The sequence below is a fragment of the Aeromonas sp. DSM 116730 genome, from assembly GCF_046581335.1.
GTDB classification, from domain to species: Bacteria; Pseudomonadota; Gammaproteobacteria; order Enterobacterales; family Aeromonadaceae; genus Aeromonas; species Aeromonas rivipollensis.
On sequence record NZ_CP144265.1, the window covers coordinates 1843140 to 1861989 of the forward strand.

At 63.2% G+C, this 18850-nt stretch carries 16 protein-coding genes; 10 read left to right on the forward strand and 6 right to left on the reverse strand.

Features of this window, described 5'->3' with window-relative positions:
* Nucleotides 1–54: 54 nt before the first annotated feature.
* The gene (locus Aeroheme_RS08435; protein WP_411167078.1) at nucleotides 55–1107 is read right to left on the reverse strand and encodes an AraC family transcriptional regulator; all 1053 of its coding nucleotides are present in this window, start codon (nucleotides 1105–1107) and stop codon (nucleotides 55–57) included.
* Nucleotides 1108–1422: 315 nt separating this feature from the next.
* Here Aeroheme_RS08435 and Aeroheme_RS08440 point away from each other — a divergent pair, with 315 nt between their 5' ends.
* The 3 genes from Aeroheme_RS08440 to Aeroheme_RS08450 all read left to right on the forward strand — a co-directional run bounded on the left by Aeroheme_RS08440 (nucleotide 1423) and on the right by Aeroheme_RS08450 (nucleotide 5399).
* Nucleotides 1423–2007, forward strand: a complete 585-nt coding sequence (locus tag Aeroheme_RS08440; RefSeq protein WP_163157143.1) for an RBBP9/YdeN family alpha/beta hydrolase — start codon at nucleotides 1423–1425, stop codon at nucleotides 2005–2007.
* A gap of 58 nt (nucleotides 2008–2065) precedes the next feature.
* Complete coding sequence (locus Aeroheme_RS08445) at nucleotides 2066–3724, forward strand: fatty acid--CoA ligase (protein ID WP_411167079.1); 1659 nt, start codon at nucleotides 2066–2068, stop codon at nucleotides 3722–3724.
* Nucleotides 3725–3845: 121 nt separating this feature from the next.
* Nucleotides 3846–5399 carry a methyl-accepting chemotaxis protein gene (locus tag Aeroheme_RS08450; protein WP_411167080.1) on the forward strand — a complete coding sequence of 518 codons (1554 nt, stop codon included), beginning with the start codon at nucleotides 3846–3848 and terminating at the stop codon, nucleotides 5397–5399.
* A gap of 97 nt (nucleotides 5400–5496) precedes the next feature.
* On the opposite strand, the gene Aeroheme_RS08455 is transcribed toward Aeroheme_RS08450, so the two are convergent.
* The gene (locus Aeroheme_RS08455; protein ID WP_411167081.1) at nucleotides 5497–7089 is read right to left on the reverse strand and encodes an ABC transporter substrate-binding protein; all 1593 of its coding nucleotides are present in this window, start codon (nucleotides 7087–7089) and stop codon (nucleotides 5497–5499) included.
* Between the two features lie 87 nt (nucleotides 7090–7176).
* Here Aeroheme_RS08455 and Aeroheme_RS08460 point away from each other — a divergent pair, with 87 nt between their 5' ends.
* From Aeroheme_RS08460 to maiA, 6 genes are all read left to right on the forward strand, one after another.
* On the forward strand, nucleotides 7177–7821 hold the full coding sequence (locus tag Aeroheme_RS08460; protein ID WP_411167082.1) for a TIGR01621 family pseudouridine synthase: 645 nt from the start codon (nucleotides 7177–7179) through the stop codon (nucleotides 7819–7821).
* Entirely contained in the window at nucleotides 7818–8468 is a 651-nt protein-coding gene (locus tag Aeroheme_RS08465; RefSeq protein WP_411167083.1) for an HAD family hydrolase, read from the forward strand. The genes Aeroheme_RS08460 and Aeroheme_RS08465 overlap by 4 nt, the downstream gene beginning before the upstream one ends.
* Before the next feature lie 236 nt (nucleotides 8469–8704).
* Nucleotides 8705–9838, forward strand: a complete 1134-nt coding sequence (gene hppD / locus Aeroheme_RS08470) for a 4-hydroxyphenylpyruvate dioxygenase (RefSeq protein ID WP_111911484.1) — start codon at nucleotides 8705–8707, stop codon at nucleotides 9836–9838.
* A gap of 50 nt (nucleotides 9839–9888) precedes the next feature.
* Complete coding sequence (locus Aeroheme_RS08475) at nucleotides 9889–11040, forward strand: homogentisate 1,2-dioxygenase (RefSeq protein ID WP_411167084.1); 1152 nt, start codon at nucleotides 9889–9891, stop codon at nucleotides 11038–11040.
* A gap of 10 nt (nucleotides 11041–11050) precedes the next feature.
* Nucleotides 11051–12049 (forward strand): fumarylacetoacetate hydrolase family protein, encoded by a 999-nt coding sequence (locus Aeroheme_RS08480; protein WP_411167085.1) that lies wholly within the window; start codon nucleotides 11051–11053, stop codon nucleotides 12047–12049.
* Between the two features lie 72 nt (nucleotides 12050–12121).
* Nucleotides 12122–12760 (forward strand): maleylacetoacetate isomerase, encoded by a 639-nt coding sequence (gene maiA / locus Aeroheme_RS08485; RefSeq protein WP_111911478.1) that lies wholly within the window; start codon nucleotides 12122–12124, stop codon nucleotides 12758–12760.
* A gap of 488 nt (nucleotides 12761–13248) precedes the next feature.
* Here maiA and asnB read toward each other — a convergent pair whose 3' ends face one another.
* From asnB to Aeroheme_RS08500, 3 genes are all read right to left on the reverse strand, one after another.
* Nucleotides 13249–14913, reverse strand: a complete 1665-nt coding sequence (asnB, locus tag Aeroheme_RS08490; RefSeq protein ID WP_411167086.1) for an asparagine synthase B — start codon at nucleotides 14911–14913, stop codon at nucleotides 13249–13251.
* 192 nt (nucleotides 14914–15105) lie between these two features.
* A complete protein-coding gene (locus Aeroheme_RS08495; RefSeq protein WP_411167087.1) occupies nucleotides 15106–15474 on the reverse strand; it encodes a cupin domain-containing protein in 369 nt (122 codons plus the stop codon).
* Between the two features lie 116 nt (nucleotides 15475–15590).
* Nucleotides 15591–16340, reverse strand: coding sequence for an HAD-IIA family hydrolase (locus Aeroheme_RS08500; RefSeq protein ID WP_005302324.1), 750 nt, complete (start codon nucleotides 16338–16340; stop codon nucleotides 15591–15593).
* Nucleotides 16341–16540: 200 nt separating this feature from the next.
* On the opposite strand from Aeroheme_RS08500, the gene Aeroheme_RS08505 reads away from it, so the two are divergent.
* Nucleotides 16541–17560: an adenosine deaminase gene (locus Aeroheme_RS08505; protein ID WP_411167088.1), complete on the forward strand. Its 1020-nt coding sequence runs from the start codon at nucleotides 16541–16543 to the stop codon at nucleotides 17558–17560.
* A gap of 70 nt (nucleotides 17561–17630) precedes the next feature.
* Here the strand turns inward: Aeroheme_RS08505 and Aeroheme_RS08510 are convergent, their stop codons facing one another.
* Entirely contained in the window at nucleotides 17631–18752 is a 1122-nt protein-coding gene (locus Aeroheme_RS08510; protein WP_303808039.1) for an alkene reductase, read from the reverse strand.
* Nucleotides 18753–18850 lie beyond the last annotated feature (98 nt).

Below are 18850 nucleotides of genomic sequence, written 5' to 3' on the forward strand. Positions count from 1 at the left end.
AGAGAAGGGAGGCGCCATGCCTCCCTTCTCTCGTCTGGCGAATGGCGCCTGTGCTCAACCGTAGGCGAGGCCGGCGCGTGCGGGCTGGGCCACCTTGGGCACGCCCTTGTGGCGGGAGCGCCAGGTGGCCGGCGGCATGCCGAACTGGGCGCTGAACCAGCGGGTGAAGGAGCTCGGCATGGAGTAGCCCAGCATGTCGGCGATGTGGCCCAGCGAATAGCCGGAGTTTTGCAGGTAGCGCATCACCAGATCCCGGCGAACGTCGTTGACCAGCTCGCTGAAGGTGGCGCCGCTCTCTTCCAGATGGCGCTGCAGGGTGCGCACGTTCATCCCCAGGGTGCGGGCTATCTGCTCTATGGTGGCGCGCCCCATGGGCAGCAGCAGGTAGATGGCCTTGCGCACGTCCGTCATCAGGGATTGCTGGGTCTCTACCAGCAGGGTGTCGAGGTACTGGCGGGCATGACGGGCCATGGCCTGGTTGGCCAGGGGGTTCGGAACGTCCAGATCGGCGGCCTGGCAGACGATGCCGTTGAACTCGCTGCCAAACTCCAGCTTGCAGCCGAACAGCCGCTTGTGGATGGAGAGATCCGCCGGCGCGTCATGGGTGAAGTTGACGCTGATGGGATGCCAGTTGGCGCCAACCCCGACCTGGGCCGCACAGAAGCGATACATGACGCCGACCGCCAGCTCGGTGGCCTGGCGCGAGGGCATGGGGGCGTCCGTGATGATCTCCTCGCGAATGATCACCGCCTTGCCCGCCTCTTCGATGAAGATGGCCAGGGCATTATTGAACAGGTGAATGTACTGCACTATGACCTGCAAGGCCTCGCGCAGGTTGGGCTGATAGCTCAGCAGCAGGCTGACCTCGCCAAAGTCCGACAGCTGGCGATGCTCCGCCATGCGCAGACCCAGGCTCTGGCAGTTCCCGGTACGGGCGGACAGCTCGAGCAGGTTGACTATGGTGGAGACGGGGATGCGCTGATTGGGCACATCCAGAATGGAGGCGCTGAGGCCGGCTTGCGACAACAGGCTGGGGGTATTGAGGCCCAGTTGGCGGGCGACATCGAGATAGTTGGTGAGGGTGGCGGCTCTGGCAAGGAGGGTCATGATGCAATTCCCATGGCGACAGCTCATCTGCTGGTTGCTTGTTGTTAACTGGTTTTTATCATTTCGTTTACAAATTGGAAAGTGCTTATTAACTGATCTATTAGTCGCAGGTGCCATGTGATGACCCTGCGTGCCAGCCCGTCTCATGCCTTTCGAGTCCGACGCTCTCCCACCCCGTGGCGCTCATGGCGCCAGGTGACTGTCATATAAAGACAACTCCATGGCATCCAAGGTAAAGCAGCCGGGGGCCTGGCACCTTACTGTGGTCTTGATGTCATCCGGCCGTCGCCGGAGCGCCTGAACAGGGGGAGAGAGATGAAGGCATTTCAGCCCGAGGCCACAGTACTGATAGTGCCCGGCCTGCGTGACCATGTGGCGGATCACTGGCAGACCCTGCTCGCCGAGGGGCTTGAGAAGGTGGTGACAGTGCCGCCTTTGACCTCGGACAAGCTGAGCTGCCAGGCCAGGGTCGAGGCCATAACGCAGGCGCTGGCGCGCATCCAGGGCCCGGTGATCCTGGTGGCTCACAGTGCCGGGGTGCTGATGCTGGCTCACTGGGTGGCGCAGCAAGGCGCTGCCCGCCATCGCCACCCCATCCGGGGCGCCCTGCTGGTGACGCCGCCGGATCTGGATGCCAGCTGGCCATCCCATTACCCGAGCCCGGAGGCCATGCAGGCCGGAGGTTGGCACCCGCTGCCCCGCATGAAGATGCCGTTCCCGAGCCTGGTGGTGATGAGCCACAACGATCCCCTGGCGAGCCCGGCGGCCGTGCGTGCCCTGGCCCTGGACTGGGGGAGCGAGCTGGTGGACGCCGGGGCCGTGGGACACCTCAACCCGGCGAGTGGATTTGGCCCCTGGCCCCAGGCCGAGGCCTTGCTCGGGCGTCTCGACGCCCGCTAACCCCATTGCGAGGGAGGGATGCCTCCCTGCGCCCAGACACGAATCGGAAGGAGTCCGTATGGTGAAGACAAGGATCATACCGCCAGCCCAGGGAGCCCATGCCTATCCCTTGCTGATCAAGAGCCTGCTGCTGTCCGGGGTGCGCCAGCACCCGGGCCGGGAGATCGTCTACGCAGATCGGCTGCGCTATGACTATCGCACCCTCAACCAGCGCATCCACCGCCTCGCCAACCTGCTGACGGCCTCTGGCATAGGGCCGGGGGACACGGTCGCCCTGCTGGACTGGGACAGCCACCGCTCCCTCGAATGCTTCTTCGCCGTGCCCATGATAGGCGCCGTGCTGCACACGGTGAACGTGCGCCTCTCGCCGGAGCAGATCGCCTTCACCATGCACCACGCAGAGGATCATCTGGTGCTGGCTCATGACGACTTCCTGCCCATGCTGGCGAGCATTCAGGAGAAGCTGCCCACGGTGCGCGGCTATATCCGGCTGACCGATGGGGAGCTGCCTTCCACCACACTGCCCCTGCTCGGAGAGTACGAGACGCTCTTGGCCGGGGCGGACGACCAGTTCGATTTCCCCGATTTTGACGAGAATTCGGTGGCGACCCTGTTCTACACCACGGGCACCACTGGGGATCCCAAGGGGGTCTACTTCAGCCACCGCCAGCTGGTGCTGCATACCCTCAACGAACTGGGCACCCTGGCGGCCCATGCGGGCCAGTCGCTGCTCTGCTCAGACGACGTCTACATGCCCATCACCCCCATGTTCCACGTCCATGCCTGGGGCGTCCCCTATGTGGCGACCATGCTGGGGGTGAAGCAGGTCTATCCGGGGCGCTACGAGCCGGACAAGCTGGTACGGCTCTATCGCGACGAGGGGGTGAGCTTCTCCCACTGCGTGCCGACCATATTGCAGATGATCCTCGACTGCGAGGAGGCGGCAAAGACCTCCCTTGCTGGCTGGAAGATGCTGCTGGGGGGCAGTGCGCTGCCGCTCGGGCTGGCGACCCAGGCCCACCGACAGGGGATACTGGTGCACGCCGGTTACGGCATGTCGGAGACCTGTCCGCTGCTGTGCGTGGTGCACCTGGCTCCCGAGGAGCTGGCGCTGCCCATGGCCGAGCAACTGCCGCTGCGGATCCGCACCGGCAAGCCCATCGGGCTGGTGGACTTGCGCATCATAGATGAGCAGGGCCGGTCGCTGGCCCACGATGGTCAGACCATGGGGGAGATAGTGGTGCGTGCTCCCTGGCTGGCCCAGGGCTACCTGAAAGAGCCGGGCAAGGGGGCCGAGCTCTGGGAGGGGGGCTGGCTGCACACGGGGGACATGGCCTCCATCACCCCGGACGGCACAGTGGAAATCAAGGATCGCATCAAGGATGTGATCAAGACAGGGGGCGAGTGGATAAGCTCCCTGGCGCTGGAGAGTCTCATCAGCGCTCACTCTTCCGTCCATGCGGTGGCCGTGATCGGGGTGCCGGACCCGCAGTGGGGGGAGCGCCCTCTGGCCCTGGTGGTCGGCAAGGAGGGGGTGCATCTGGATGCACAGGCCATCAAGGCTCACCTGCAGGGATTCGTCGACAGTGGTCGCATCAATCGCTGGGCCATACCGCGCCAGATCCGCATAGTGCAGGAGATCCCCAAGACCAGCGTCGGCAAGGTGAACAAGAAGCTGATCCGGGAGCGTGAATGCCATCCGGCGGTGGAGAAGTGAGGCCGCCGTCATAGATCCAGAGGACGGCCTCTCAGTCATCCCCACTGTCTGAGGGGCCTTGTTGGCCGGGCTGCCATGGCTTGACTACGATAACTGAGTTATCACACAAGAGGCGTGCGCCATGAACAGAACCCAGATTCATCTCGTTGATGAAGAGGTGGATTTTCCGTCCAGTGAACAGTTGGTTTCCACCACGGATCTGCAGGGGGTCATTACTTATGCCAATGACCACTTCTGCCGGGTGGCGGGATACAGCAGGGCAGAGATGATAGGCCAGCACCACAACATGGTGCGCCATCCCGACATGCCCAAAGCGGCCTTCGCCGATCTCTGGGGCAAGCTGAAGCAGGGCAAGCCCTGGCGCGGCATGGTGAAGAATCGCTGCAAGGATGGTCGCTACTACTGGGTGGATGCCTATGTCACCCCTATCTTCGAGCAGGGGCGGATCAGCGGCTATCAGTCGGTGCGCAACCGGGCCGAGCCCGGGATGAAGGCAGTCGCCGCCCGCACCTACGGGCGATTGCGGGCGGTGGAGCGGGGGGAGCGCAAGGCGGGCCTGAGCCTGCGCCCCGTCCGCCATGGGCTGGCCATCGCCGGGCTCCTGCTGATGCTGGCGGCGAGCGCCTATCTGACGGGGCCCCTGGGGGCCCTGTTCATGCTGCTGCCCCTCTTGTGGCTCGGCCTCCTCTATCGTCACACCCTCATCACCACCCCCCGTTATCTGAGCCAGCTGGCCGAGGAGTACGACAGCCTGACCCGGCTCATCTACTCGGGGGATGAACCCAGCGCCATCGCCGATTTCCACATCAAGCTGCTGCAGGCCAGGATCCGCACAGTGCTCGGGCGGGTGGACGATGCCACCCTCTCCCTGCAGGATTTGGCGGTCCATCTCAAGACAGCTTCCAGCGAGACGAGCGCCGACATCGCCGAGCAGGACATCCAGACCCAGCAGGTGGCGACCGCCATCACCGAGATGGCGGCGACGGCCCACGAGATAGCCCGCAACATCCAGGAGACCGACAACCAGATCGCCCAGGCCAAGGTACATTGCCAACACACCAATCAGCAGCTGGAGGATACCCAGCACAGGGTCACCGAGCTGGCCACCCAGGCGGAGCACGCCTTCACGGCGGCGGTGGCGCTGGCGGAGGAGTCGGATCGCATCGGGGTCCTGATGAACGAGATCCAGGGGATAGCGGATCAGACCAATCTGCTGGCACTCAACGCCGCCATAGAGGCAGCCCGGGCGGGAGAGCTGGGACGCGGTTTCGCCGTGGTGGCGGACGAGGTGCGCACCCTCTCAACCCGGACCCACAAGGCGACCGAGCAGATCCAGGGCAGCATAGGGCAGATCCAGCGCACCCTGAATGGCTGGAAGGGGATGATGCAGCAGAACCTGGTGCAGACCCAGTCCTGCGTGACCCTGACCCGGCAGGGCTCACAGAGTCTGCATCAGGTGCTGGCCGAGATAGAGCGGGTGGTGGATCTGTCGACCCAGATCTCGGCGGCGGCGGAGGAGCAGCAGGCGGTGGTGGAGGACATCAGCCGAAACGTCAACGCCATCTCCCAGCACTCCCACACCAACAGCAACAAGATGCACGACATGGATGCCTCGAGCGACATCCTGCTCACCAAGGCGCGCCAGCTCAAATCCCTGGGGCAGACCTTCGGCTGACGCCCGCGTCGAGCAGGCACAAGATGACAACAAGGCCACCCCGGGGTGGCCTTGTTGCATGAGCGCGTCCTGTGGAGGCGTGGCGCTTGGGCCACCATCAGCTCGTCTGCTCCGCCAGCGCAATGAAGCCGCCGCTCTTGTCGCAATACATGGCCCTGTCCGCCTGGATGAGCCATTGCTCCGGGCTCCAGCCACTCTGGTAGTGGCTGACCCCTATGCTGATCCCGACCTGCATGGCCTGGCCATTGACCACGAAGGGGGCCCGCATGGCGTGCCGGATCACCTCGGTCACATCCTGCGCCTGGGAGCAGCTGTAGCCGGGCAGCAGCAGGATGAATTCATCCCCCGCCAGCCGGGCAAAATAGCATTGGTGACCGATGGCGTCATGGAGCCGGTTGGCCAGCTGGCAGAGGATGGCATCCCCCTGGCTGTGGCCGAAGTTGTCATTGATGCGCTTGAAGTCATCGAGATCGCAAAACAGCAGGCAGCCGGGATCCTCGAGCTGAACTTGCGTCTTCAACTGCTCCATCAGGCTAAGGCGATTGGGCAGGCCGGTGAGGGGATCTATGCGGGCCAGCTGCAGTATCTCCTGCTCGCGCAACTTGCGCAGTGTCACCTCCCGATTGAGCCGTTTGTTGCTGACCAGCAGATAGAGGGAGAGCAGCAGGATGAGGGCGCCAACCCCCAGGCTCAGCAAGAACCAGGGGCGCCAGAAGATCCACTGCGCTGAGGGGGCCTGATAGAGAAAACGGGTCAGCGGCACCGCCCTCGGGACCAGGCCTATCTCGACCAGCTGCTGCATGATGTGGGCGAAGCGATCCGGATTCATATACCCGATCTCCACATAGAGCGGCTGTATCATCTCCTTGCTCATCTGCAGCTCGTACTCCATGTGGGCCTGACTGCGGTTGACGGCATACTCCTTGCGCAGCAGGTCGATGGCCTCGGTCGGGTGGGCGAGGGCGTAGCGCCACCCCTTGAGGCTGGCGGCCCGAAACTTTGCCACCCGCTCCGGGTTGGTGCGCTCCTCGTTCTGGGTGGTGAACAGGATGTCGCTGTAAAAATCGATGCCGTAATTGCGGGGATTGATGACGGAGACAGAGACGCCGTGCTCCTCCAGATAGAAGGGCTCGTTGCTGAGATAGGCGTTGAAGATGTCGATCTTGCCGGTGATCAGATCGTCTATGTTGACCGAGGTGGGCACAGGGATGAGCTGGCGTTCGTGCAGCCCCTGATAGTAGAGGGTGGCGAGCAGCTCGGCATCCTGATGGCCGGGAAACATCATGATCCGTTTGCCACGCATGTCCGCAACGGTGAGAATGCCGCTGTCGCGACGGGCCAGGAAGATGGAGGGGGAGTGCTGATAGACGCAGGCGAGCGCCAACAGGGGTTCGCCATTGACGTAGCTGGTGAGCACCTCTGTGTTGCCGACGCCAAAGTCGGCGCGCCCGCTCAGCACTTCCTGTACCGGGCTTATCCCCTTGCCGCCGGGTCTTATCTCGACATCCAGTCCGGCATCGGCATAGAACCCCTTCGCCTTGGCCATGTGATAGCCCACGAACTGGGGTTGATGCAGCCAGCGCAACTGCAAGACGACCCGATCCGGAGGCTCATGGGGACGGTCACTTGCCAGGACAGGGGAAGCGTAACTGGCGCCAAGCAATAGCAGCCAAAACAAGTATCTCTTCATCCGTGCGATTCTTGTGCTGAGGATCCATGGGGTGGCCAGCAGGCCCGCATTCAACTTGTTAACAATCCATATTCTAAAGGGTTATAGATGTACCGGATACAATTGCAGCACAAAGATTTCATGGTGATCAACAAGGGCCCAGGCCTTGGCATGCATGACGAGGGCGGTGAGCCCGGGCTCGTCAACCGGCTGCGCACCGAGACCGGGTTGACACTCTACCCTGTTCATCGCCTCGACAAGATGACCTCGGGGCTGGTGCTGCTGGCCCGCACCCCGGAGGCGAACCGCGCACTCAGCATGGCCTTTGCCGCCCGGGAGGTGAGCAAGCAGTATCTGGCCCTCTCGGACCGCAAGCCGAAGAAGAAGCAGGGCTGGGTCAAGGGGGACATGGAGAAAGGGCGTGGCGGCAGCTGGATGCTGGCCCGCACCCAGGAGAACCCGGCCATCAGCTGGTTTGATTCTGTCTCGGTGCGAGAGGGGCTGCGGCTCTATCGCATCAAGCCCCAGACCGGCAAGACCCACCAGATCCGGGTCGCCTTGAAAAGCATTGGCGCCCCCATCCTCGGGGACGAGCGCTACGGTGGCACGATCGCCGATCGCGGCTATCTGCACGCCTGGCGCCTGCAGTTTACCCTGGCAGGGGAGGCCTTCGATCTTGTCTGCCCGCCGGATGAGGGGGAGCTGTTCCTCCTGCCCGAACTGCACGCCGCCATCGCGGGATTGAGCGAATGACAAGCACCCGCGGGGCGCCCGGCGCTGGCTGGATCCTGGCCGACTTTGACGACACCCTGGCGCCGGGGGACAGCCACGCCGGCCTGCTGCGCTTCATCTTGCGCCGGCGCCGCTGGCCACTCCTGCTGCTGCCGGTGATCGCACTGGGTGGCCTGGTGTATCTGGTGCCCCGCCTGCGGCGTCAGGGAATTTCGCTTATCTGGTGGGCCATCACCCTGGGGCTCTCGCCGCTGGGTTGGCGCCAGCTGGTGCGGGCCTATTGCTGCACCCGGCCCGGGCTGTTTCGGGAGGCCCGCTCCCTGCTGATGGCCGAAAGGGCGCGCTGCTGGGTCATCTCCGCCAGCCCCCGGGCTTTGGTCCGGGCCCAGCTCCATCGACAACTGCCACGGCTTCCCCATCGCATCATAGGCTCGCGAATGTGCTATCGCCTCGGTGGCCTGGTGCCGCGTTTTTATTGCCACGGCCGGCACAAGATCCTGCCCGAGATCCGCGCCCTCAGGGTGACGCTGGCCTTGAGTGACAGCCTGCACGACTTGCCGCTACTGGCGCTGGGGCAGCAGGCCTGGTTCATCAACCCGACCGTCCGCCGGCTGCAACAGGCCAGGGCCCACCTGCCCCATCTCGAGGTGAAAAACTGGCACCTGTAAGGGAAAGCTGACAGCCCGGCGGAGCGCCGTGGGGCTGTCCGCAAGGCCCAGGCTGCAATGTCACAATCTATTTACATCTTCTGGCGGCGGTCCTCGCCAAACTATCTGAAACTCGCCTCTTCTCTTCTGCCCCGCCCCTGCCTCTAATGAAACAAGTTGTTAACAATGCCGTCCGGGCTGCCTGTCGAGCCTTCCCGGCGTGACCCGTTTCGTTATCAGTCCATCGCAAGGAGCGCATCATGACGACCTCTTCTTCCCCTTCCCACAGCATCAATCCCCTCGGCACCGACGGGTTCGAATTCGTCGAGTACACGGCCCCGGATCTCAAGGGCATTGCCGCCCTCAAGGCGCTGTTCGTGTCGCTCGGGTTTGCCGAGGTGGCCAGGCACAAGCACAAGCAGTGCTGGCTCTACCGCCAGGGGGACATCAACTTCGTGGTCAACGCCGAGCCCCACTCCCAGGCGGAGCAATTTGCCAGCCTGCACGGGCCCAGCGTCTGCGGCATGGCATTTCGGGTGAGCGACGCGGGCCGTGCCCAGCAGTACGCCATCGCCAAGGGGGCCAAGCCCTTCGTCGGCAAGATAGGGCCCATGGAGCTCAACATCCCCGCCATCTACGGCATAGGCGAGAGCACCCTCTCCTTTGTAGACCGCTACGGCGAGCAGGGTTCCATCTATGACGTGGACTTCGTCTTCTACCCCGACTGGCAGGCGCGCATGGCCGAAGTGGATGCGGGGCTCTATGAGATCGATCACCTGACCCACAACGTCCATCGCGGCAACATGGACCTCTGGTCCAATTTCTACGAGCGGATCGGCAACTTCCGGGAAATTCGCTACTTCGACATCGAGGGCAAGCTGACCGGGCTGCATTCCCGCGCCATGACGGCCCCCTGCGGCAAGATCCGCATCCCCATCAATGAATCCTCCGACGACAAATCCCAGATAGAGGAGTACCTGCGCCAGTACAAGGGGGAGGGGATACAGCACATAGCCCTGGCCTCCAGCGACATCTACCAGACCATCCGTACCCTGCGTGGTCGCGGCACCGGCTTTATGCCGACCCCGGACACCTACTATGAGAAGGTGAACAGCCGGGTGGCGGGGCATCAGGAGGATCTGGAGGCACTCAAGGCGCTGCGCATCCTGATCGACGGCTCTCCGACCAAGGACGGCATCCTGCTGCAGATCTTCACCGACACCGTCATAGGCCCGGTATTCTTCGAAATCATCCAGCGCAAGGGCAACGAGGGCTTCGGCGAGGGCAACTTCCAGGCACTGTTCGAATCCATTGAACTGGATCAGATCCGTCGTGGGGTGCTGAGCGGGGCCGAGCAGGGCGAGAAGAAGGGGGAGCCGAGCGATGCGTAACGGGATGCGAGCTCGTCGGCCGGTATCTATTTCATGGGAGGTACAGAGCCATGCGTAACTGGATCAGTTTTCCCCACCGGGAGGGGACCCACTCCCGCCAGGCCCACGCCGATCTGCCCGAGCAGGCCATCTACGAGCGCGAGCTGGGGCGCAGCGGCTTCTTCGGCCCCGCCACCCACATGCACCACAAGCATGCCCCCACCGACTGGAGCCACTGGGAAGGGCCGCTGCGGCCGCGGGCGTTTGACTTGAACGGGCTGCAGGAAGAGGTGAGCTCCCTCTCCCCCTGGGTGATGCCGGATCTGCTCAGCAATCCCCACTGCCGCTACCGGATCTGGCGCCTGACCGAGACAATGCCGTTTCTGGTGCGCAACGCCGACGGCGACGAGCTCTTGTTCATTCACGAGGGAAGCGGTGACTTCTTCTGCGACTATGGGCATCTCACGCTGAAAGAGGGGGACTATGTGGTGATCCCCCGTGGCACCATGTGGCGCATCGAGCCCACGGCGCCGCTCTTCATCCTGATGATAGAGGCGACGGAGGACAGCTATCAGCTGCCGGACAAGGGGCTGGTGGGTCAGCACGCCATCTTCGATCCGGCGGCGCTGGAGGTGCCTGCCATCAACGAGCGCTTCCTGGCCCAGCAGGACGAAAATCCCTGGTCGCTGCAGGTCAAGCGCCACGATCAGGTCTCTGTCATCACCTGGCCCTTCAACCCCCTGGATGCCCAGGGCTGGCACGGGGATCTCTGCGTGGTGCGCCTCAACTGGCGGGACATCCGCCCCCTGATGAGCCACCGCTACCATCTGCCGCCGTCGGCCCACTCCACCTTCGTGGCGAGCCGCTTCGTCATCTGCACCTTCGTACCGCGCCCCATAGAGAGCGATCCCGGGGCGCTGCGGGTGCCCTTCTACCACAGCAACGACGATTTTGACGAGGTGCTCTTCTACCACGCCGGGGACTTCTTCAGCCGGGACAACATAGAGCGGGGCATGGTCACCTTCCATCCCGCCGGCTTCACCCACGGCCCTCATCCCAAGGCCTTTGCGGCGGGGCAGGCCCACGCCAAGACCTTCACCGACGAGGTGGCTGTGATGCTCGACACCCGGGATGCCCTCGGGGTCGGCCAGATCTGCGAGGGGATAGAGAATCCCCACTATGTTTCCAGCTGGCAGCGACCAGACGGCACCCCCGGCAAATAAGGAATTCGATATGAAATTGGCAACCTTGAACAATGGCAAGCGCGATGGTGCCCTGGCGGTGGTCAGCCGGGATCTGAGCCGGGCTGTGGCCGTGGCCGACATAGCCCCCACCCTGCAAGGGGCGCTGGACGAGTGGGCCGAGCTCGCCCCCCGACTGACCGCCGTCTATCAGGCCCTCAACGACGGCGCCTGCCCCGACGCCTTCCCCTTCGATGAGACGGCCTGTCTCTCCCCGCTGCCCCGCTCCTACCAGTGGGCCGACGGCAGCGCCTACGTCAACCACGTGGAGCTGGTGCGCAAGGCGCGTGGTGCCGAGATGCCGGACAGCTTCTGGCACGATCCCCTGATGTACCAGGGGGGCTCAGACAGCTTCCTGGCTCCGCGCGGCCCCATCATCATGGGGTCTGAGGAGTGGGGCATCGACTTTGAATCTGAGGTGGCCGTCATCACAGACGACGTGCCCATGGGCACCAGCGCGCAGGGGGCAGAGGAGCACGTCAAGCTGCTGATGCTGGTCAACGATGTGAGCCTGCGCAACCTCATTCCCGGGGAGCTCGCCAAGGGCTTTGGCTTCTTCCAGTCCAAACCCTCCAGCGCCTTCTCGCCGGTGGCCATCACCCCGGACGAGCTCGGCGGCGACTGGCAGCAGGGCAAGGTGCATCTGCCCCTGGTGACCCAGCTCAACGGCGCCCTGTTCGGAGAGCCGGATGCGGGGCTCGACATGACCTTCAACTTCTTCGAGCTGATTGCCCACGCGGCCAGGACCAGACCCCTTGGCGCTGGCTGCATCATAGGTTCGGGCACCGTCTCCAATTACGACAGAAGCCGGGGATCCTCCTGCCTCGCCGAGCGGCGGATGCTGGAAATTATCGAGTCAGGTCAAGCCACTACACCCTTTCTGCGCTTTGGTGATACAGTGTCCATCGCGATGCAGGATCGCAATGGGATGAGTCTGTTTGGCACCATTTTGCAACGGGTCACGCAAGGGGGCGCCAGCCAGACGAGCTAGGAAAGCCTGGGCCGGCCAAGGTCGGCAGGCGACACGGCAGGTGGCACACACCTGCCACCATAGGGACATAATATGCTGCAGTTGTTTGGATATTGGCGTTCATCGGCCAGCTTTCGCGTACGTCTGGTGCTGCAACTCAAGGGACTTGGTTATGAGCAGCATCCGGTCAATCTGAGACAGGGTGAACAGAAAGAGAAGGCCTATCGCCGGGTCAATCCCCAGGGGCTGGTGCCTTTTCTCATCGACGGGGATGTGCAGCTGGGTCAGTCGGTGGCCATCATGGAGTACCTCGACGAGACCTATCCGGCCTACCCCCTGATGCCCTCCGCTCCCGAGGAGCGGGCCAGGGTGCGCCAGATAGTCAACATGATCGCCTGCGACACTCACCCCCTCAACAACCTGAGGGTGTTGAACTACCTGGAGCAGGAGCTGGGACAGAGCAAGACGGCGCGCGATGTCTGGTATCGCCACTGGATTGACGAGACCTTCACCGCCCTAGAGCAGTTGCTGATGACCACGGCCGGCGTCTATTGCGTGGGCAACGAGGTGACCCTGGCGGACTGCATGCTGGTGCCCCAGGTCTATAACGCCCGCCGCTTCAACATGACGCTGGACGACTACCCCACCATCGCGCGCATCGTCGCCAACTGCGAGCAGTTGCAGGCCTTTATCAAGGCGGCCCCCGCCAATCAGCCGGATGCGCAAGCCTGATCCTTCCCTGTGATAAACAACAAACACCCCGCACCGTCAGGCGACAGTGCGGGGCCTTCTCATCTTGGTCGGCGCTTGTCAGATGCGAATCCCCTGGCGCTGACAATGGTCGATAAAGCTGCCGAATGTCGCCTCGTCGTAGCGCTTTCCCTGCTCAAGCAATCCTGTATTGAAGGGCTCCAGCAGCCAGCCCCTGGCATCCAGCACGTAGAAGTGAGGCGCCCCAATATACTCGGGCTCCCGATCCAGGAAGCGGTTTATCTCCTGACACCCGCTGTACCACTCGCCTCTGCAATAGCTGTCCTCTCATAGCCTCTTTCCTGTGGCGTTTTTGTAGCTTCCAAGCCGCCACGAACGAACTCTGTCGCCAAGTGGCAAGAGTGGCGGGTGATATGCGAAAAGCCGGAGCGGAAGCGGAGGGGAACCAAAAAACAAAGCCCCTCAAAAGGGGCTTGGTTATCTCGCAGTGAAACTGTCCGCTGGGATTATCAGTAACTCTGCTGGTGGACGTCCATCACGGCGCGGCCGGACGGGTCGGCCATCTCCTTGAACTTGGCATCCCACTCCAGGGCGGTGGGCGTGGAGCAGGCGACCGACTTGCCGTAGGGCACTGTGCGGGCGGCGGACTCCAGCGGGAAGTGCTCGTCGAAGATGGCGCGGTAGAAGTAGGCCTCCTTGGTGAGCGGAGTGTTGATGGGGAAGCGGAATGCGGCCGCCTCGAACATCTGATCCGTCACTTCGGTCTCGACCATGGCTTTCAGGCTGTCAATCCAGGAGTAGCCCACGCCGTCGGAGAACTGCTCCTTCTGACGCCATGCCACTTCGTGGGGCAGCAGCTCCTCGAAGGCTTCCCGTAGAATGTGCTTCTCGATCTTGCCGTTGCCGCACATCTTGTCGGCAGGCTGCAGGCGCATCGCCACATCCATGAACTCCTTGTCGAGGAAGGGCACGCGACCCTCCACGCCCCAGGCGGCCATGGACTTGTTGGCCCGCAGGCAGTCATACAGGTGCAGGGAGGCCAGCTTGCGCACGTTCTCCTCGTGGAACTCGCGGGCATTCGGCGCCTTGTGGAAGTAGAGGTAGCCGCCGAACAGCTCATCCGAGCCCTCGCCGGATAGCACCATCTTGATGCCCATCGCCTTGATGTAACGGGCCATCAGATACATGGGGGTAGAGGCGCGTATGGTGGTGACGTCATAGGTCTCGAGGTGATAGATGACGTCCCGCAGGGCATCCAGCCCCTCCTGCACTGTGAAGTGGATCTGGTGGTGGATGGTGCCGAGGTGATCGGCCACCTTGCGGGCGGCGGCGAGATCCGGTGAGCCTTCCAGGCCGACTGCGAAGGAGTGCAGCTGGGGCCACCAGGCTTCGCTCTTGCCATCGTCCTCCACCCGGCGGGCGGCATAGATCTTGGTGATGGCGGAGATGACGGAGGAATCCAGCCCGCCGGAGAGCAACACGCCATAGGGCACGTCGCACATCAGCTGGCGTTTGACCGCCGCTTCCAGGGCGGCTTTCAGCTCGGCCTTGTCGCTGACGTTGTGCTCGACCGCACCGTACTCCATCCAGTCCCGTTTGTACCACTGTTTGAGCTCGCCATCCTTGCTCCAGAGGTAATGTCCGGGCGGGAAGGTCTCGACGCTCTTGCACACGGGTACCAGGGCCTTCATCTCGGAGGCGACATAGAAGTTGCCGTGCTCGTCGCGACCGGTATAGAGGGGGATGATCCCCATGTGGTCACGACCAATCAGGTAGGCATCCTGCTCGGCGTCATAGAGGATGAAGGCGAAGATGCCGTTGAGATCGTCCAGGAAGGCGGGGCCCTTCTCCTTGTAGAGGGCGAGCAGCACCTCGCAGTCGGAGTGGGTCTGGAACTTGAAGTCGACCTTGAGGCTCTTCTCGAGTTCCTTGTGGTTGTAGATCTCGCCGTTGACGGCCAATACGTGAGTGCGCTCGGGGTTGTAGAGCGGCTGGGCGCCATTGCCCGGATCGACGATGGCCAGGCGCTCGTGCACCAGAATGGCCTTGTCGGAGCTGTAGACGCCGGACCAGTCAGGCCCGCGGTGACGCAGTCGCTTGGACATCTCCAGGGCCGATTTGCGCAAGGCAGCGGAGTCGGTCTTGATGTCCAGAATGCCGAAAATAGAACACATTGGCGGTAATCCTCTTGATTTTTATATGAGCCCCCCACGTTTGGGCTCGAAATTCCATTTACATTCCTCGCCAATCACAATGCCTAGCGGAAAACCCTTTTGCAAGCGGGAAAACCGCAGAAAATCATGCCGCCAACGTCAAGTCGGCGGGTGAGAATGGTGTCAATAAAGGGCGGGTGCTTGACGTGCGCGTCAGGCCGCGGCGGGTTCGAAGATCACATAGAGCTTGCGGCAGGCCACCAGGGTCTCCCACTCGCCGACGAAGCCCGCCGGTATGACGAACTGATCCCCTGGCTTGAGGTGCAACTGGCCCCCCTGGCCGTCGTGGATCCGCGCCTCGCCCTCCAGCAACTGGCAGTATTCGTGCTCTGTGTAGTGCACAGCCCAGCGCCCCGGCTCGCAGGCCCAGAAGCCAACGTGAAACTGCTGGCTCGGGTCCGAGTAGTGGTTCCAGAGGGTCTGGCTCGGGTTGCCGGCCCGGATCCGCTCGGGGGCGGGCATCAGCGGGGTGGGGGAGACGGGGTGCTGGTCCAGCAGGATCCAGTCATTCAGGCTCTTCATGGTGCGTCCTTGGGGTGGCGAGGGGAGCGTCCTGCTCCCGTTTAGTTTGTTTAACAATGTTGCGCTTACGTTAAACGATGTGTGCCACCTTGCCAAGGGGGAGCCGATGAGGGGGATCAGACGATATCGATGTCGACCACGGAGTCGAAGATGTGATTCGGTCTGAACGGCATGCGGTCTATGTCCGCCACCTTGCTCACCCCGGAGAGCACCAGCACCGTCTCGAGGCCGGCCTGGAAGCCCGCCAGTATGTCGGTGCGCAGGTTGTCGCCGATGATGATGGTGTCGTCGGAGTGGGCCTCCATCCGGTTGAGCGCCGCGCGAATGATCCAGGCGCTCGGCTTGCCGACGTAAAACGGCTTCTTGCCGGTCATCCGTTCTATGGGGGCACAGAGCGCGCCACAGGCCGGGTGCATCATGGGGCCGTGGGTATCGGGGTTGGTGGCGATGAAGCGGGCCCCCTGATCCACGAACTTGGCCCCCAGCTGCATCATGGTCCAGTTGTAGTTGCGAGTCTCCCCTACCACCACGAAGTCGGGGTCTATGTCGGTGATGGTGAAGCCGGCCTTGTAGAGCTCGTGGGTCAGGGCCCCTTCGCCTATCACGTAGGCCTTCTTGCCATCCTGGCGCTTGAGAAAATCGGCGGTGCCCATGGCGGAGGTATAGAAGCATTCCTCGGGTACCTCGATCCCGGCGGAGCGGAAGCGGTTTTGCAGATCTTTCTGGGTCTGGGCCGGGTAGTTGGTGAGGAACAGGAGCTTGCTGCCCTGCTCCAGCAGGCGGTGAACGAAACGGTCGGCGCCGGGCACCAGATCGTTGTTGTGCAGTATGACGCCGTCGATATCGCAGATGACGCTTTTCTTCATGGAAACTCCTTGTAGGGGGAGGTGGTTGCCAACCTCGAATGTCTTCAATCACTTATGGCTTTTTTGTGCCGCCATTATAAGGCGCTTTGATGACAAGTCTCCCCCGGCGCGCCAGATGGGTGCACAATGACGGCAGAGGGAGGGCGCCGCTGGTGCCTGGACTGCCTGATCCATCAGGCGCTGACGATGGAGCCGTCATCATGGAGAACTTTATTGCCGGCTTGCCCAAGCTGGAGCTGCACCTGCATATCGAGGGCACCCTCGAGCCCGAGCTGATGTTTGCCCTGGCCAGACGCAACGGGGTGACCCTGCCCTGGCCCGATGTGGAGAGCCTGCGGGCTGCCTATGAGTTCGACTGCCTGCAATCCTTTCTCGATCTCTACTACCTGGGGGCCAGCGTGCTGGTCACGGATCAGGACTTCTTCGACCTCACCTGGGCCTACCTTGAACGCTGCGCCGCCGACAAGGTGGTGCACGTGGAGATCTTCTTTGACCCCCAGACCCACAGTGCCCGGGGCGTGCCCTTTGCCACCGTGCTCGGCGGCATCGAGCGGGCATTGCAGCAGGGGGAGCGGCAGCTTGGCATCAGCTGGCGGCTCGTCATGAGCTTTTTGCGCCACCTGAGCGAAGAGGATGCCTTCGCCACCCTGCGCGAGGCCGAGCCCTATCTAGCGCGGCTGAACGGGGTCGGCCTCGATTCGGGGGAGCTTGGCAATCCGCCGGCCAAGTTTGCCCGGGTCTTTGCCCGGGCGAGGGAGCTGGGGCTGCCTGTGGTGGCCCACGCGGGGGAGGAGGGGCCGGCCGACTATATCTGGCAGGCGATTCGGGAGCTGGCGGTGCGCCGCATCGATCACGGGGTGCGCTGCGCCGAGGATCCCGAGCTGGTGCGCTACCTGGCCGACACCCGGCTGCCGCTCACCGTCTGCCCCCTCTCCAACGTGCGGCTCAAGGTGTTCGGCACCATGGCGGATCACAATGTGCTGACCCTGCTGGAGCAGGGGCTCTGCGTCACCATCAACTCGGACGATCCCGCCTATTTCGGCGGCTACCTGGGGGCAAATTTCAGGGCCCTGGCCGACGGGCTCGGCGCCACGCGGGAGCAGCTCTGCCGCCTCTCCCTCAATGGGGTGGAGGCGAGCTGGCTGAGTCTTGCCGACAAGGTGAGGCTGACCCAGGAGATCAGAGGCTATGGTGCCTGCCACGGGGTAGCCCTCTACTAGGCATCGGAGGTGCAAATAGCGCGCGCCCGCCGATGAGGGCGGGCGCGTGGGACTATGCCGGTTGCCAGTCTCAGGCAGGCTGCGACGCTGTCTCGGCCTGATAGACGGGGTAGTCGATGAGCCCCTGCTCGCCGCCGCCAAACAGGGTGGCGGGATCATGGGGGGCAAAGGGATAGCCGTGACGCAGCCGGTTCGGCAGATCCGGGTTTGCCACGAAGGGGCGACCGAAGCCAATCAAGTCGGCCCAGCCCGCCTGCAGCGCGGCTCTGGCCCGCTCACCGTCATATTTTCCCGCATAGATGAGGGTGTTGGGGAAGGCATCCCGCAGCCCTTGCTTGAAGCCCTCCGCCATCAGAGGCGCATCGTCCCAGTCCGCCTCGGCGATATGCAGATAGACGATGCCTATTTCCCCCAGCAGTCTGGCGGCGGCCAGATAGGTCTCCTGCGGATTCGCATCCACGGTACCGTTGAGGGTGGTCAGCGGCGCGAGACGCACCCCGACCCGGTCAGGCCCGATCTCGTCACTGACCGCCTCTGTCACCTCTTTCAGGAAGCGCAGCCGGTTCTCCAGGGAGCCGCCGTAGTTGTCGGTGCGGGCGTTGGATTCGGAGTCGAGGAACTGGTTGATGAGGTAGCCGTTGGCGGCGTGCAGTTCTATGCCGTCAAAGCCGGCCTCCATGGCATTGCGGGCGGCCTGGCGGAACTGGCCCACCACGGCGTCTATGTCGGCCTGGGTCATGGCACGGGGAGTGACTGTCTCCACAAAACCGGGGGCGTCGCTGCCGTTGTCGACAAAGACCTTCACCCCTTGCGCCTTGATGGCCGACGAGGAGATGGGCTGGGCGCCGCCTATGTTGTCCGGGTGGGTGACCCGGCCCACGTGCCAGAGCTGGGCAAACATGATACCCCCCTTGGCGTGCACCGCATCGGTCACCAACTTCCAGCCAGCCACCTGCTCGGCGCTGTGGATGCCCGGGGTCCAGGCATAGCCCTTGCCCAGGGGATCTATCTGGGTGCCCTCGCCTATGATGAGGCCGGCGCCCGCGCGCTGGGCGTAATAGGTGGCCATCATGGCGTTGGCCACGTCACCGGGCTGGCTGGCGCGGGAGCGGGTCATGGGCGGCATGACGATGCGATTGGAGAGGTGCAACTGGCCGAGGCGAAGGGGGCAGAACAGGGGATCGTGGTTCATGGTGAATTCCTCGTGTTGGGATGGAGGCGACTCTAGAGGGGATTGTCATTGTGAAAAAGAGGGGTAATTGCAGAAGAGAATTGCCATTGGCACAGCAA